This window comes from gamma proteobacterium symbiont of Axiagastus rosmarus (assembly GCF_059730925.1).
This window is the reverse complement of record NZ_AP035925.1, coordinates 1476458-1491013: the sequence shown is the minus strand read 5'-3', so window position 1 is coordinate 1491013 and position 14556 is coordinate 1476458. Positions and strand designations below refer to the sequence as shown.

Annotated in this window: 15 protein-coding genes and 1 tRNA gene; 10 read left to right on the top strand and 6 right to left on the bottom strand. The window is 57.8% G+C overall.

Features of this window, described 5'->3' with window-relative positions; translation table 11 throughout:
- Positions 1-7 precede the first annotated feature (7 nt).
- Genes AC6I8F_RS06860 through yejF form a run of 3 tightly spaced genes read left to right on the top strand, consistent with a single transcriptional unit; the run spans position 8 to position 3711 of the window.
- Positions 8-1099: a microcin C ABC transporter permease YejB gene (locus AC6I8F_RS06860; protein ID WP_059009158.1), complete on the top strand. Its 1092-nt coding sequence runs from the start codon at positions 8-10 to the stop codon at positions 1097-1099.
- Positions 1099-2121: an ABC transporter permease gene (locus tag AC6I8F_RS06855; protein WP_058780318.1), complete on the top strand. Its 1023-nt coding sequence runs from the start codon at positions 1099-1101 to the stop codon at positions 2119-2121. Before AC6I8F_RS06860 ends, AC6I8F_RS06855 begins: the two co-directional genes overlap by 1 nt.
- Positions 2122-3711 carry a microcin C ABC transporter ATP-binding protein YejF gene (yejF, locus tag AC6I8F_RS06850; RefSeq protein WP_348879205.1) on the top strand — a complete coding sequence of 530 codons (1590 nt, stop codon included), beginning with the start codon at positions 2122-2124 and terminating at the stop codon, positions 3709-3711. It begins immediately after the preceding gene.
- On the opposite strand, the gene AC6I8F_RS06845 is transcribed toward yejF, so the two are convergent.
- The 3 genes from AC6I8F_RS06845 to rsuA form a co-directional block, all read right to left on the bottom strand.
- Entirely contained in the window at positions 3705-4031 is a 327-nt protein-coding gene (locus AC6I8F_RS06845) for a YejG family protein (RefSeq protein ID WP_021509254.1), read from the bottom strand. The two genes, yejF and AC6I8F_RS06845, sit on opposite strands and share 7 nt — an antisense overlap.
- 331 nt (positions 4032-4362) lie before the next feature.
- Positions 4363-5556, bottom strand: coding sequence for a Bcr/CflA family multidrug efflux MFS transporter (locus AC6I8F_RS06840; protein ID WP_021509253.1), 1194 nt, complete (start codon positions 5554-5556; stop codon positions 4363-4365).
- 12 nt (positions 5557-5568) lie between these two features.
- Positions 5569-6291 carry a 16S rRNA pseudouridine(516) synthase RsuA gene (gene rsuA, locus AC6I8F_RS06835; protein WP_021509252.1) on the bottom strand — a complete coding sequence of 241 codons (723 nt, stop codon included), beginning with the start codon at positions 6289-6291 and terminating at the stop codon, positions 5569-5571.
- Between the two features lie 225 nt (positions 6292-6516).
- On the opposite strand from rsuA, the gene radD reads away from it, so the two are divergent.
- Both radD and rplY read left to right on the top strand, forming a co-directional pair.
- A complete protein-coding gene (gene radD, locus AC6I8F_RS06830; protein WP_498028659.1) occupies positions 6517-8271 on the top strand; it encodes a DNA repair helicase RadD in 1755 nt (584 codons plus the stop codon).
- 131 nt (positions 8272-8402) lie between these two features.
- Complete coding sequence (gene rplY / locus AC6I8F_RS06825) at positions 8403-8687, top strand: 50S ribosomal protein L25 (protein WP_010618083.1); 285 nt, start codon at positions 8403-8405, stop codon at positions 8685-8687.
- Between the two features lie 64 nt (positions 8688-8751).
- On the opposite strand, the gene yejK is transcribed toward rplY, so the two are convergent.
- Complete coding sequence (gene yejK, locus AC6I8F_RS06820) at positions 8752-9756, bottom strand: nucleoid-associated protein YejK (RefSeq protein ID WP_498028658.1); 1005 nt, start codon at positions 9754-9756, stop codon at positions 8752-8754.
- Between the two features lie 158 nt (positions 9757-9914).
- Here yejK and AC6I8F_RS06815 point away from each other — a divergent pair, with 158 nt between their 5' ends.
- From AC6I8F_RS06815 to AC6I8F_RS06805, 3 genes are all read left to right on the top strand, one after another.
- Complete coding sequence (locus tag AC6I8F_RS06815; RefSeq protein WP_021509249.1) at positions 9915-10142, top strand: YejL family protein; 228 nt, start codon at positions 9915-9917, stop codon at positions 10140-10142.
- A 23-nt stretch (positions 10143-10165) separates the two neighbouring features.
- Entirely contained in the window at positions 10166-11914 is a 1749-nt protein-coding gene (gene yejM / locus AC6I8F_RS06810; protein WP_159378539.1) for an LPS biosynthesis-modulating metalloenzyme YejM, read from the top strand.
- Positions 11915-11986: 72 nt separating this feature from the next.
- Positions 11987-12063: transfer RNA gene (locus AC6I8F_RS06805), tRNA-Pro, on the top strand.
- A gap of 116 nt (positions 12064-12179) precedes the next feature.
- Here AC6I8F_RS06805 and AC6I8F_RS06800 read toward each other — a convergent pair.
- Both AC6I8F_RS06800 and AC6I8F_RS06795 read right to left on the bottom strand, forming a co-directional pair.
- Positions 12180-12452 carry a hypothetical protein gene (locus AC6I8F_RS06800; RefSeq protein ID WP_132465053.1) on the bottom strand — a complete coding sequence of 91 codons (273 nt, stop codon included), beginning with the start codon at positions 12450-12452 and terminating at the stop codon, positions 12180-12182.
- Positions 12453-12594: 142 nt separating this feature from the next.
- Positions 12595-13098 (bottom strand): hypothetical protein, encoded by a 504-nt coding sequence (locus tag AC6I8F_RS06795; protein WP_394517295.1) that lies wholly within the window; start codon positions 13096-13098, stop codon positions 12595-12597.
- Between the two features lie 393 nt (positions 13099-13491).
- Between AC6I8F_RS06795 and AC6I8F_RS06790 the strand changes: the two genes are divergently transcribed.
- Together AC6I8F_RS06790 and AC6I8F_RS06785 are read left to right on the top strand one after the other, a co-directional pair.
- Positions 13492-13695 (top strand): hypothetical protein, encoded by a 204-nt coding sequence (locus AC6I8F_RS06790; protein ID WP_010618078.1) that lies wholly within the window; start codon positions 13492-13494, stop codon positions 13693-13695.
- A gap of 76 nt (positions 13696-13771) precedes the next feature.
- Positions 13772-14497 (top strand): 4'-phosphopantetheinyl transferase family protein, encoded by a 726-nt coding sequence (locus AC6I8F_RS06785; RefSeq protein WP_498028657.1) that lies wholly within the window; start codon positions 13772-13774, stop codon positions 14495-14497.
- Positions 14498-14556 lie beyond the last annotated feature (59 nt).

The window sequence follows — 14556 nt, the reverse complement described above, 5'->3', positions numbered from 1 at the left end:
GAGCGGTTTGGGTGCTTATTTCCTGCGCAGGCTGTTGCTGATTATTCCCACGCTGTGGGCCATCATCACCCTGAATTTCTTTATCGTACAGATTGCGCCGGGCGGTCCGGTCGATCAGGCGCTGGCCAACATCCAGTTTGGTCATAGCACCGGTCTGCCTGGCAGCGGCGGCAGTGACAGCGGCGCGCGCGGTGCGCTGGTGCGCGACAATCCCGGCGACAGCCAGTACCGCGGCGCACGCGGGCTGGATCCGGAAGTGGTGGCAGAAATAACCCATCGCTACGGCTTCGATAAGCCACTGCTGCAGCGCTATGGCGAAATGCTGTGGAATTACCTGCGTTTTGACTTTGGTGACAGCCTGTTTCGTAACGCCTCGGTGCTGCAGCTAATTAAAGAGAGCCTGCCGGTGTCGATCAGCCTCGGGTTGTGGAGCACGCTGATCATCTATCTGGTGTCGATTCCGCTGGGCATCAAAAAAGCGGTGCGCAACGGCAGCGCGTTTGATATCTGGAGCAGCATCTTTATCATCATCGGCTACTCAATTCCGGCGTTTTTGTTTGCCATCATGCTGATTGTGCTGTTTGCCGGCGGCAGCTATCTCGACTGGTTCCCGCTCCGTGGCCTCACTTCGCCGCAGTTTGACACGCTGCCGTGGTACAGCAAAATCAGCGATTATCTGTGGCATATCACCCTGCCGGTGCTGGCTACGGTAATTGGCGGCTTTGCCACCCTGACCATGCTGACGAAAAATTCGTTCCTTGATGAGGTGCGCAAACAGTACGTCGTCACGGCACGCGCCAAGGGCCTGGATGAGAAGCGCATCCTGTACGGCCACGTGTTTCGCAACGCCATGCTGCTGGTGATCGCCGGGTTTCCCGCCACCTTTATCAGTATGTTTTTCACCAGCTCGGTGCTGATCGAGGTGATGTTCTCACTCAACGGCATGGGGCTGCTCGGCTATGATGCCACCATTCAGCGCGACTATCCGGTGATGTTCGGCACGCTGTATATCTTTACGCTGATTGGCCTGCTGATGAATATTCTCAGCGATCTGACCTATACGCTGGTCGATCCACGCATTGATTTTGAGGGCCGCTGATGCGTTTATCTCCCGTTAACCAGCAGCGCTGGCAGCGCTTTCGTCATAACCGGCGCGGCTACTGGTCGCTGTGGCTGTTTCTGCTCATTTTTGTGCTGTCGCTGGGCGCGGAATTATTAGCCAATGACAAACCGCTGCTGGTGCACTATCAGCAGCGCTGGTACGCACCGCTGCTGTTTAACTACAGCGAGAGCGATTTTGGCGGCCAGTTTGCCACGCCGGCCGATTACCAGGATCCGTGGCTGAAGCAACGTATTGACCAGCAGGGCTGGGCGCTGTGGGCCCCCATCCGCTTCAGCGACAGCACCATTCATTTCGCCACCGACGTGCCCTTCCCGTCACCGCCGTCCGCGCAAAACTGGCTGGGTACCGATGCTAACGGTGGCGATGTACTGGCGCGGTTGCTGTACGGCACGCGCATCTCGCTGCTGTTCGGTTTGCTGTTAACGCTGTTCTCCAGCGTGATTGGCATTGTGGTGGGTGCCCTGCAGGGCTACTTTGGCGGCCGCGTTGACCTCATCGGCCAGCGATTGATTGAAGTGTGGTCCGGCATGCCGACGCTGTTCATGCTGATTCTGCTCTCCAGCGTGATTCAGCCCAATTTCTGGTGGCTGTTACTGCTGACGGTGATCTTCGGCTGGATGAGCCTGGTGAGCGTCGTGCGCGCTGAGTTCCTGCGCACGCGTAACTTTGATTATATCCGCGCCGCGCGCGCGCTGGGCGTGAGCGATAGCCGCATCATGCTGCGCCACATGTTGCCCAACGCCATGGTCGCCACGCTCACCTTTCTGCCGTTTATCCTGTGCGGTTCGATTACTACCTTAACCTCACTGGATTTTCTCGGCTTCGGCCTGCCGGTGGGCTCGCCGTCGCTGGGCGAACTGCTGCTGCAGGGAAAAAACAATTTACAGGCACCGTGGCTTGGCCTTTCCGGCTTCTTCGCCCTCGCCCTGCTGCTGTCACTGCTGATTTTTATCGGCGAAGCGGTACGCGATGCCTTTGATCCGAGCCGGGGGCGCTAAATGAGTTTGTTAACGGTGAATCATCTGGCGGTGGCGTTCGGGCCGCGCCGCGTGGTGGAAGATATCTCGCTGCGCATTGACGCCGGCGAAACGCTGGCGCTGGTGGGCGAATCGGGATCGGGCAAGAGCGTGACGGCGCTGTCGATTATGCGTCTGCTGCCGCAGCCGCCGGTGAGTTATCCGCAGGGCGAGATCCTGTTTGACGGGCGCGATGTGTTACAGGCCAGCGAACGTGAGATGCGCGGGCTGCGCGGCAACCAGATGGCGATGATTTTTCAGGAGCCGATGGTGTCACTCAATCCGCTGCACAGCGTGGAAAAGCAGCTGTATGAAGTGCTGTCGCTGCACCGTGGCATGCGGCGTGAAGCGGCGCGCGCTGAGATTCTCAGCTGCCTCGATCGCGTAGGCATTCGCCAGGCCGCGACGCGCCTGCAGGATTTTCCGCACCAGCTGTCCGGCGGCGAGCGCCAGCGCGTGATGATCGCCATGGCCTTGCTGACCCAGCCCAAACTGCTGATTGCCGATGAGCCCACCACGGCGCTGGATGTCACGGTACAGGCACAGATTTTACAGCTGCTGCGCGAACTGCAGCGCGAACTGAACATGGGCATGCTGTTCATTACCCATAACCTGAACATTGTGCGTCAGCTGGCCCACAGCGTGACGGTGATGCGCAACGGGCGCGAGGTGGAACACAACCGCTGTGACGCGCTGTTTCGCCAGCCGCAGCAGCCTTATACCCGCGAGCTGCTGGCCGCCGAGCCGGACGGCGCGCCGGTACCGCTGATCGACGCGCCGCCGCTGTTGCAGGTGAATAATTTGCAGGTGGGTTTCCCGATTCGCCGTGGACTGCTGAAGCGCACCGTGGCGGAAAAAACCGCGCTACACAATCTCAGTTTTACCCTGCGGCGCGGCGAAAGCCTCGGGTTAGTCGGCGAATCCGGGTCAGGCAAAAGCACCACCGGCCTGGCGCTGCTGCGCCTGATTGCTGCGCGCGGCGAGATCTGGTTCGACGGCCAGCCGCTGCATCAGCTGAGCGCGAAGCAGCTACTGCCGCTGCGCCAGCGCATTCAGGTGGTGTTTCAGGATCCCAACTCTTCACTCAATCCGCGCATGACGGTACAGCAGGTGATTGCCGAAGGGCTGGCGGTGCACCAGCCGCAGCTCAGTGCTGCCGAACAGGAAGCCAGAGTCATTGCGGTGATGGAAGAGGTTGGTCTGGAGGCAACGAGCCGCAGCCGCTACCCGGCGGAATTCTCTGGCGGTCAGCGCCAGCGTATCGCCATTGCCCGCGCGCTGATCCTGCAGCCGCAGCTGATCGTGCTGGATGAACCCACCTCGTCGCTGGACCGCTCGGTGCAAAAGCAGATCCTCACCCTGCTGCGCCGTTTACAGCAGCAGCATCAGCTGGCGTATCTGTTTATCAGTCACGATTTGCAGGTGGTGCGCGCGCTGTGTCATCAGCTGGTAGTGTTGCGCCAGGGTGAAGTGGTGGAACAGGGTGAATGCGAAGCGCTGTTCAACGCGCCCGCAGCAGAGTATACGCGTCAGCTGCTGGCCTCCGCGCAGGGCGAGATCGGGCCTCAGTGACCGTCAAAGGTTTCGGCGATCGCCACGCCCTGATTTTTCAGACAGCAGTTAGTGGCGCTCTCGTCGCCGCGCTGAATCAGCAAACACGGCTGCCCTTCACATTCGGCAATTTTGCACTCGACCTGAATCTGCGCCAGCGTTTCCTGGAGCTGCTGCAGGATCTCTAGCGCCGGATGGCCATCATGGCTCAGCAGGCGCAGCGCGACCAGATCCCCGTCATGCGCGCCGTTCGCTGCTTCCTGGCGTTCAATGGCGCCGGCATGTTCCAGCGACCAGCGGTAAAGTTGTGGTAAACGATGCACAACCGAGAGTTGCAGCATAGTGTTTCGGTTCCCAGAGACAGTAACGTTATTCACAACGGACGACTTCATCGCGGTGAATCCCCACCTGGCAAGCTCAGCATACGGACGTCAAGGATAGCCTTCTCGTTTTAAGCACAAAGCGTGATGCAACTTTATTATTTGCGAGCTTTCTCGCATTTATGCCTATGTTTACCGCGTTACGCGGCGCTTAACAATCATTTTAGACGCAATGCCGTTACTTTTTTATCAATTAATTTTCACAATATGGAAACATTAAGCAGAGCGAGAGCGCGGAGAGGGGCAAATCAGGAGGTGAAATAACAGCGGGCTAAGCATAGACCCGCCGCCATCACGCGGTGTGGCGCGGACGGGCGGCGTAGCTGAACAGCACGATTGAGACGGTAGCGCACAGCGCGATGGTGGCGACCATTGGCCAGGCGCTGTTGACGCTGACCAGCGACAGCAGCGCGCCAACCAGCGCACCGACGCCGAAGCGCAGCGTACCGGCCAGCGAGGATGCGGTGCCGGCCATATGGGGAAATTCGTCGAGGATCACCGCCATCGCATTGGAGGAGACGGTCGATACGCAGCCAATGAACATTGCCACGCCAAACACCAGCGGCAGGAAACCGAGGTTGAGCGCGCTGACAATCAGCAGCCAGATGCCCATGGCAAACTGAATCAGCAGACCGAGGCGGAACATCGCCAGCGGTCCGAAACGGCGCACCGCGCGGCTGTTAATCAGCGTCATGACAAACAGAAACACCACGTTGAGGCCAAAGTAGTAGCCGAAATTCTGCGGCGACACATGGTTCACTTCAATGTAAACAAACGGCCCGGCGTTAAGAAAGGTAAACAGCCCGGCAAACGAGAAGCCGCTTGCCAGCATATAGCTGAAGGCGCGTTTGTGCCGCACCAGCGCGACAAAATTGCTCAGCGTGGTGCGCAGGTGAAAACGCTGCCGCTGCTCGGGCTTAAGCGTTTCGCGGATCTGCGTTACCACCAGCACGGTGGTAATCAGTGCGGCCAATGCCAGCGTCCAGAAGATGGCGTGCCAGTTCCACAGCAGCAGCAGCCAGCCGCCGATGATCGGGGCCAGCAGCGGCGCAATGGTGGTGATCAGCATGACAAACGACATCATGCGCGAGAAATCTTCTTTCGAATAACTGTCGCGCATCAGGGCGTTAATCACCACGCTGGCCGCGGCGGCGGAGAGCCCGTGCAGGAAACGCATCAGAATCAGCTGGTCAATGGATTGCGACAGCGCACAGGCTGCCGCCGCGCAGGCAAAAATCAGTGTGCCAAGCACAATCACCGGTTTACGTCCGTAGCTGTCCGCCAGCGGGCCATATACCAGCTGACCAATGGCGAAGCCGAGGATGTAGAGATTCAGCGTCATCTGTACGCTGCCGGCCGACACCGCGAATTCACGGGCGATTTGCGGCATTGCCGGCAGATACATATCAATGGAGAGCGGCATCAGCATGGCCAGCAATCCCAGAATCACCACTAATCCCACCGGTGAATTTTTTTCCTTACGCACCACTGTCTCCCGCTATTTACGCTGTTTCAGTTCGTCCGGCAGGCCGATGCTGTTGATTTCCGCCTCGGTCAGTTCACGGTATTCGCCTTCACCGAGCTCCTCATCCAGCACAATCTCACCGATGCTTTCACGATGCAGCGCCGTGACGTGGTTGCCCATCGCCGCAAACATACGTTTCACCTGGTGATAGCGCCCTTCACTGAGGGTGAGGCGCGCGGCTTTCTCATCGAGGATTTCCAGCTGCGCCGGTTTGGTCAGATCTTTCTCGTTGTGCAGCTGAATGCCGGCAGCAAATTTTTCGATCAGCCCCGCATCAAGCGGCTGCTCCAGTTCCACCAGGTAGGTTTTCTCCAGGTGATGGCGCGGAGAGGTAATGCGATGCGACCACTGACCATCATCGGTCAGCAGCACCAGCCCGGTGGTATCAATATCCAGCCGCCCTGCCGCGTGCAGTTTGAACGCCGCCGGCTCCTCAATGAAATAGAGAATGGTGGGATGATCCGGATCGTCGGTGGAGCAGACATAGCCCTGCGGTTTATTCAGCATGAAATAGCGCGGGCCCTGCTGCACCGTCAGCGGATTGCCGTCGTACTCTACGGCATCGTCCGGCAGGACTTTATACGCGGTGTCGCGCACCACTTCGCCATTGATGGTGATCTTTCTGCCACGTATTTCACGGCCGGCGATGGCACGGCTAACTTCCAGTTGCTGAGATATGAATTTGTCGAGTCGCATGAATTCGCTTTTTTGCCTGTTACTGCGGAGGGGAACTGAAACGGCGTTTGCCCGGTAAATCATTTACAGCGTAGCGCGGCGGCCACGGCATAATTGAGCGCAGGGTTAACCGTTGAAAAAGTGTGGGCAGTATAGCCTGAACATTCGCCTGCTAATAGTGCCGATCCTGCGTTTCAGCCACTTTCATGGCATAATGCGCGTCCGTTCCAGAAAAAGCCGGTTCCCATGTCGTTTACCCTGCGCCCCTATCAGCAAGAAGCCGTTGATGCCACCGTTGCCCATTTTCGCCGCCACGCCACGCCAGCGGTGATTGTGCTGCCAACCGGCGCCGGCAAAAGCCTGGTGATCGCCGAACTGGCGCGGCTGGCGCGCGGTCGCGTGCTGGTGCTGGCTCACGTCAAAGAACTGGTGGAGCAGAACCACAGTAAATATCAGGCGTATGGCCTGCAGGCGGACATCTTCGCCGCGGGCCTGCAGCGCAAGCAGAGCGACGGTAAAGTGGTGTTCGGCAGCGTGCAATCAGTGGCGCGCAATCTGGCCAGTTTTGACAGCGCCTTTTCGCTGGTGATCGTCGATGAGTGCCATCGCATCAGCGACAACGAAGAGAGCCAGTATCAGCAACTGTTCGCCCATCTGCGCCAGCACAATCCGCAGCTGCGTCTGCTGGGGCTGACCGCCACGCCATTCCGCCTGGGCAAAGGCTGGATTTACCAGTACCACTATCACGGCATGGTGCGCGGCGATGATAATGCGCTGTTCCGCGACTGCATCTACGAATTGCCGCTGCGCTATATGATCAAACATGGCTTTCTGGTGCCGCCCGAGCGGCTGGATATGCCGGTGGTGCAGTATGATTTCAGTCGGCTGATCCCGCAGAATAATGGCCTGTTCAGTGAGGCCGATCTTAACCGCGAACTGAAACAGCAGCAGCGCGTCACGCCGCAGATCATGCGACAGATCATCGAGTTCGCTGAGACGCGCCGCGGCGTGATGGTATTTGCCGCAACCGTTGAACACGCGCGGGAAATTCTCAGCCTGCTGCCGGAAAACAGTGCGCTGGTATCGGCGGAAACCCCGGTGAAGGAGCGTGACCGGCTGATTCAGCAGTTCAAAGCGCAGCAGCTTAAGTTTCTGGTTAACGTGGCGGTGCTGACCACCGGCTTTGACGCGCCACACGTCGATTTGATCGCCATTCTGCGCCCGACCGAATCGGTCAGCCTGTATCAGCAAATTGTCGGTCGCGGGTTGCGGCTGGCACCGGGCAAAACCGACTGCCTGATCCTTGATTACGCCGGAAACCCGCACGATCTCTTTACGCCCGAAGTCGGCGCACCGAAAGGCGCCAGCGATAACCAGCCGGTACAGGTGTTTTGTCCGGCCTGCGGCTTTGCGAATACCTTCTGGGGCAAGGCGACCGAAGATGGCCACGTCATTGAGCACTTTGGCCGCCGCTGTCAGGGCGTGCTCGACGATGACGAGGGCAATCGCGCGCAGTGCGACTACCGTTTCCGCTTTAAAAGCTGCCCGGACTGCGGTGCAGAAAATGATATCGCCGCGCGTCGCTGCCAGCAGTGCGACAAGGTGCTGGTCGACCCCGATGATATGCTGAAAGCGGCGCTGAAGCTGAAAGACGCGCGCGTACTGCGCTGCAGTGGTATGACGCTGGCGCACGGACGCGATGATGAAGGCGAATGGCTGCAAGCCACCTATTTTGATGAGGATGGCACCAGCGTCAGCGAGCGCTTTCGCCTGCGCACTCCGGCGCAGCGCACCGCCTTTGAGCAGCTGTTTATGCGGCCACATCAGCGTGCGCCCGGCGTGGAGCTCGGCTGGCAGACCGCCGCCGATGTGGTGGCGTTGCAGCCGCTGCTGCGCCATCCCGATTTTGTGGTGGCGCGCGCCAAAGGCCACTTCTGGCAGGTGCGGGAAAAAATGTTCGATTATCAGGGACGCTATCGCCGCGCCAACGAGCTGCGCTAAGCGGCGGAATCATTTGCCCCGCTGTGGCAATCCGGCTATAATGCCGCCCGCTTTTGCATCCGTAAAAGCGTATTGAATAACCGTCCTGTTGCTGGGTCGCCTGTAGCAGGAACTATAGAAGAGATCTTAAGATGTTCACTATTAATGCAGAAGTACGTAAAGAGCAGGGTAAGGGTGCGAGCCGCCGCCTGCGCGCAGCGAACAAATTCCCGGCCATCATCTATGGCGGTAAAGACGCTGCGGTTTCTATCGAACTGGACCACGACGCTGTGATGAACATGCAGGCTAAGCCTGAGTTCTACAGCGACGTGCTGACTCTGGTTGTTGACGGTAAAGAAACCAAAGTTAAAGTTCAGGCTGTTCAGCGTCACCCGTTCAAGCCAAAACTGCACCACATCGACTTCGTTCGCGCTTAATCGCTAACGGGTTGACGAAAAAACGCCGCATCTGCGGCGTTTTTTTATGGCGCAAATCCGGCGATCACTGGCCGCCGGTACGACGCTGCAGCTGATCGCGCAGATTCGGCGGCGTGCCTTTGATGGTCAGCGTATCGGTGGCCGGATCCCAGAAAATGCGCTCGCCCAGCAGCATGGCATCAAAGTTAAGCGTTAATCCCCCGCCGCTACCGGCAAATTTCGTCAGCTGACGCAGGGTGCTGCGGTCGGCCGGGAAATGTTCCTCCAGCTCATAACCCTGTTCCTGGGTAAACGCCTGAAAGGTTTTTTCGCCCAGTTGCGGCAGCTCGCTGGAGAGATCTTCCAGCGCAATCTCCTCGCCCGCCTGCAGCTGTTCATTGCAGTAGCTGTAGACCTGCTGGCGATAGTTCTGGCGCTCATTTTTATCCAGGCTGGACTCGGCACAGTAATCATCTACCGCCTGCAGCAGCCCGCGGTTCTGTGCTTTGGTGTCCAGACCGACGCTGGCGCCGAGGAAATCCATGAAGAAATCGGCCACTTTGCGCCCCACGCGTCCGCGCAGGAAGGTCAGGTAGCGCGTGGATTCCGGGTTGGTTTCCCACTCGGTGAGATCGATACGTGCCACGATATCGGCATGGTTGATGTCCAGATAGTGCGTGCTGCTGATGTCGAGCTGCTCGTTAACGCGCATGCTCGACTGGCTGTTCAGCACCGCCACCAGCAGATACTCCACCGCCAGATAGCGATAGTGCAGAAACAGCACCACGCCGCCTTCGGCGAACGGGTATTTGCTCAGCTCGTCGCGCAGGCGTCCGGTAGCCGCACGGCTGAACGCCAGGAAGTCATCCTGCCCTTTGCGGCAGTTGCGCAGCGCTTCCGCCAGCTCGCTGTCTTCATTAAACAGGCCGTAAGCCTTGCTTTTGGCGCTATAGACGCGGTGTAACTCTTCCGCCATCTCTTCCACCGCCTGCGTGGCAGGTAACAGGGTATCGCGCAGCACCAGTTCCAGCTGGTTTTCATCACGTTTGACTAACTGATGCAGGGCAATCTGGTCGATATCCAGACTCATGGTAGACTCTCCTTTTGGCTCAGGCGCGTATTCAAACACCGCCCGCAGCCGCTTTCAACTGCGCGCACAAACTGATCGTTCTGCTTGCGATAAAATTGCGGAAAAAAGTGCGTTGTTACGGTAATATACCGCGTTTTCACACTTGATTAGTCGACGATATGCCACAATCATCCCGTTACAGCGACGCGCGCGTCGAACAGCTTCTCGCGCAGCTGGCGCAGGTTCTTGAAAAAGACAAAGCGCCAACCGATCTTTCCCTGATGGTGTTGGGGAACATGGTGACCAATTTGATCAACACCGACATCGCACCGGCCCAGCGCCGCAGCCTCGCCCGCTCGTTTGCGGAAGCGCTGCAGTCTTCCGTGCGCGATGACAACGCCCACTAAATTGCAGATTTGACCTCATAAATATGGTAACCAACCGGCAGCGCTACCGTGAAAAAGTCTCCCAGATGATCAGCTGGGGGCACTGGTTTGCCCTGTTTAATATTCTGTTTGCGCTTATTTTAGGCAGCCGCTACCTGTTGGTCGCCGACTGGCCCTCTTCCCTCGCCGGCCGTATTTATGCGTTTACCAGCTGGATTGGCCATTTCAGCTTTATCGTGTTTGCCGCTTATCTGCTGATTATCTTCCCGCTGACCTTTGTCGCCATGTCGCAGCGGTTGCTGCGCGTGCTCTCCGCCGTGGTCGCCACGGCCGGGCTGACGCTGATTATGGTCGACAGCGCGGTGTTCAACCGTTTCCATCTGCACCTCAATCCGGTGGTGTGGGAACTGGTCGTCAACCCCGATCAAAGCGAGATGGCGCGCGACTGGCAGCTGATGTTTATCAGCGTACCGCTGATTTTCCTCGTTGAGATGCTGTTTGCCACCTGGAGCTGGCAAAAGCTGCGCAGCCTGAACCGGCGTTCGTTTGGCAAGCCGCTGGCCGCGCTGTTTATCAGCGCCTTCTTTGCCAGTCATCTGCTGTATATCTGGGCGGACGCCAACTTCTACCGGCCGATTACCATGCAGCGTGCCAACCTGCCGCTCTCCTATCCGATGACCGCACGGCGTTTTCTGGAGCGACACGGCCTGCTGGATGCGCAGGAGTATCAGCGCCGTCTGGTGCAACAGGGGGATCCGGAAGCGCTGTCGGTGCAGTATCCGCTCAGCGATATTACGTTCCGCGATGGCGGGACGCGCCACAACCTGCTGATTCTGACAGTGGACGGACTGAACAATGCCACGGTGGATAAAGCGCTGCCGTCGCTTAATCAGTTCGCCAGTGAAAACGTGCGCTTTACCCAGCATTACAGCGCCGGACTGCAGCCGGAAAAAGGCCTGTTCGGTCTGTTTTACGGTATCTCCTCCAGCTACATGGACGGCGTGCTGGCGGCGCGCATGCCCTCTGCCCTGCTCGGCGCGCTGAACAGTCAGGGTTATCAGTTCGGCCTGTTCTCTTCCGATGGCTTTAGCCAGCCGCTGTACCGTCAGGCGCTGCTGGCGGATTACAGCCTGCCGCAGGCCGACACCCAGCCTAACAGCACCACGGTGACGCAGTGGCAGAACTGGCTCAATGGTCAGAAAGGCGGTGCGCCCTGGTTCTCATGGATTGCGCTCAACGGCGTGACGGTAACCGGCGACAGCACCAAAGCGCGCCAGCGCAGCTATATGCGCCAGGCGACAAACGTGGATGAACAAATCGCGACGGTGCTGCATACGCTGCAGCAGAATGATGCGCTGAAAAATACCGTGGTGGTGATCACGGCGCAGCGCGCCATCACCTTCGACAACAGCGATAATCCGGGCAACCGCGCGACGCTGCAGGTACCGCTGGTGGTGCACTGGCCGAATACTCCAGCGCAGAGCATCGATCGCCTGACCGATCAGCAGGATGTGATGACCACGCTGATGCAGCGCCTGCTGCACGTGCGCACCAATCCGGTTAACTATTCACAGGGTGAAGATCTGTTTGCCGCGCAGCGCAGCCATAACTGGGTCGCCAGCAGTGAAGATGGCAAACTGGTGGTGACTACGCCAACGGTGACGCTGGTGCTCAGCAACAACGGTAACTACAGCGCGTACGATGCCCAGGGCAAAGAGCTGAAAGATCATAAACCTCAGCTGGCGCTACTGTTGCAGGTGCTGACGGAAGAGAAACGGTTCACGGCAAACTGATTAATTATGAGGCAGTTAAGCTGCCGGCATATTGCAATCGCCAACGGAACCAGTAGTATAACCCTCCACGTTCGGCACGTAGCGCAGCCTGGTAGCGCACTGTCATGGGGTGTCAGGGGTCGGAGGTTCAAATCCTCTCGTGCCGACCAAAATCCCAAAGAAAAGCAGCCTTTTACGGCTGCTTTTTTTATTGGCTGAACTTTGCGAGAGTAAAACCCGGCGCGCCCCTGGCGCGATGGTTTTCAGCGCGCGGACTGCCACGCGTCTACGGGTTAAACGTTAGCGGAACTTCCGTCTCGCAGGGTTGCACCAGAATCAGCGGGCATTTCTTCACCTTGCACGCCTGCGAATAAGCCAGCTCGCACACTTCGCAGATATCGCGTACGTCCGACTCATATTCATACTCCATGAAGTAGCGAAACGTACCGCTGCGCGTGTCACTGCGCCAGAAGCGTTGCGGTTCCAGTATTTCATCCAGCTGCCTGAAGGTCAGGGCTGAGGGGTTGTGAAAACCCACTCTTACACGATATTTAGTCATGCCCTGATAATTATCGAGTTTCCGCTGCGTTGCCAGCCGGAAACAATTCTCGCTGGGATAGGGAAAATCTTTGCTGTGGATAACGCATCGGGTGCCGCAACCAAACGCGCGACGATCGCGGCACAGATGAACGGCTAAACCGTCAGCGTTTGATTTTTAAATCATCATCCCAGCGGTCTGCCGCCGCGTGCGCGGGATCGTGATCCTGCAGCAAAAACTCGCCGTTTTGCTGGGCGATCTGCTCACCGGTATCGGTAATCGCGTTTTGAATAAATACCTTTGCCTGCGCGCCATTCACAAAGGTGAGCTGATGGAAGGCGGTTTTGTTGCCCCAGTCTTTTGACGGCGTTGAAATATAGCGGATGGTGTAACTCTGGTCCTCAACGCTGCCCTGCATCACGTAGAGGCCATAATGATTTTCGCCCTGCGACAGGATCTTATACACCCCGTTGCTGTAGTAATAAATCACCGCATCCGGGAACGGCTTTTCATCATAGAGTTTACGGTAGTGCAGTTTATGCACAAAGGTGGGTTTGCCGGGCACTACTTCAATATTGCCCTGCGCATTCTGGAAGCTGAGATCTGCTGCCTGTGCAGCGCCTACGCTCATGCAACCCAGTAACATTATGCCAGCCAGTTTTTGCATCGTTCGCTCCTTAGCCTCTTCGTCAGCCACCAGCATGTTACGCCCACGCTTTATCCCGCTTAAACGAAGCGGCTATCGATGTGTGATGGGCTTCATAATACAGCCACCACAGGAAGGATAGAGATGGAAAATGACGGCGCCATTACCGCGCCAGACGCGGCTATTCGTCACCACTGCGACAGGCCCTGACCTTACTGTTTAGGGTGCAAAATCCTGCAGTATAATCTTGCATCACACTTCATTCATGCTGCGAATCAGGCACTTAACTGAAGTCAGCAAAGCCGACCGGGATCACGTTTTTACTGATTTGTGACAGCAATTCATTAAAGTGAAACAAAACTGTCACAGATTTCCCCTACCCTAAAGCTCCCGTTTATTTGATGGAATCTCGTTATGGTCATCAAAGCAAAAAACCTGCAGGATGCGGAAGAACTCCTGCACTCAGGCATCAGCAAAGTGGAGCTGGCGTATGATATTGGCAGCGATGATTTCTTCCGCCTGGCGAGCCACTGGTGTGACCGTGGTGCACGCATTACCAAAGGCCACCACCATTTTGTGGTGCAGATGAAGAGCTTCGCTATCCCGCCAAATCGCTAACCCGCAGCAGCCTTTTCGGCTTGCTCTGCCCGCGGCTGACTGGTAAAACACGCTTTTCCATCAGCCGTTACTCGTTATGTTCTCAGCCGAAACGCCCCTGCCGCTGCCCGCTTGTGGTTTTATCACCGCCGCTGGCCACACCGCTGAATCGCTATCGCTGGCGTGGTGCCGCTTTGATCGGCAACAGTGGCACGCCGCTTTACCTGCGCAGTGGCAACTGCCGCTGCCGTCCGCGCTACAGCAGGCAGCCAGCAAACGCAAAATTGAATATCTCGCCAGCCGCTGGCTGGTGCGGCAACAGCTGGCGCAGCTGGGAATCACTGATTTTGTGCTGCACAACGCGCCGGATCGCTCACCGTGCTGGCCGGCAGGCATCCGTGCTTCACTGTCGCACAGCCATGACTGCGTGGTGCTGGCCGCGACGCGTGAGGCATTGTATGTGGGCATTGATGTTGAGCAGGTGATGGCAGAGGAAACCGCGCAGGACACGGCGGAACTGCTGATGAACGCGCAGGAGCGCGCGCTGCTTGAGAGCCAGCCGCTGCCCTTTGCGCAGACGGCAACGCTGCTGTTTTCGCTGAAAGAGAGTCTTTATAAGGCGTTATGGCCGCGGCTGCATCAGCCCATGGCGTTTCATCAGGCTGAGCTGATCGAGCTCGACCTGCCGCAGCAGCGCGCCAGGCTGCAGCTGTGTCAGGATTTCAGCGCGGAATTTACCCGCAGCACCGTGCTGGACGCACGCTTCTGGCTGCAACCGGCGCGCGTGATCACACTGCTCACTCACCCGGCCTGCACGCAATAAAAAACCGGCGCGGAATGAGCCCGGGCCGGTGACAACACAAGACGACAGAAGTGTTCCAG

Excerpts from the sequence above, each read along its gene's own strand:
- rplY (WP_010618083.1), top strand. The coding sequence starts at position 8,403 with ATGTTCACTATTAATGCAGAAGTACGTAAAGAGCAGGGTAAGGGTGCG.
- AC6I8F_RS06800 (WP_132465053.1), bottom strand. The coding sequence starts at position 12,452 with ATGACTAAATATCGTGTAAGAGTGGGTTTTCACAACCCCTCAGCCCTG.
- rsuA (WP_021509252.1), bottom strand. The coding sequence starts at position 6,291 with ATGCGACTCGACAAATTCATATCTCAGCAACTGGAAGTTAGCCGTGCC.
- AC6I8F_RS06790 (WP_010618078.1), top strand. The coding sequence starts at position 13,492 with ATGGTCATCAAAGCAAAAAACCTGCAGGATGCGGAAGAACTCCTGCAC.
- AC6I8F_RS06815 (WP_021509249.1), top strand. The coding sequence starts at position 9,915 with ATGCCACAATCATCCCGTTACAGCGACGCGCGCGTCGAACAGCTTCTC.
- AC6I8F_RS06785 (WP_498028657.1), top strand. The coding sequence starts at position 13,772 with ATGTTCTCAGCCGAAACGCCCCTGCCGCTGCCCGCTTGTGGTTTTATC.
- radD (WP_498028659.1), top strand. The coding sequence starts at position 6,517 with ATGTCGTTTACCCTGCGCCCCTATCAGCAAGAAGCCGTTGATGCCACC.
- AC6I8F_RS06845 (WP_021509254.1), bottom strand. The coding sequence starts at position 4,031 with ATGCTGCAACTCTCGGTTGTGCATCGTTTACCACAACTTTACCGCTGG.
- yejF (WP_348879205.1), top strand. The coding sequence starts at position 2,122 with ATGAGTTTGTTAACGGTGAATCATCTGGCGGTGGCGTTCGGGCCGCGC.
- yejK (WP_498028658.1), bottom strand. The coding sequence starts at position 9,756 with ATGAGTCTGGATATCGACCAGATTGCCCTGCATCAGTTAGTCAAACGT.
- AC6I8F_RS06855 (WP_058780318.1), top strand. The coding sequence starts at position 1,099 with ATGCGTTTATCTCCCGTTAACCAGCAGCGCTGGCAGCGCTTTCGTCAT.
- yejM (WP_159378539.1), top strand. The coding sequence starts at position 10,166 with ATGGTAACCAACCGGCAGCGCTACCGTGAAAAAGTCTCCCAGATGATC.
- AC6I8F_RS06795 (WP_394517295.1), bottom strand. The coding sequence starts at position 13,098 with ATGCAAAAACTGGCTGGCATAATGTTACTGGGTTGCATGAGCGTAGGC.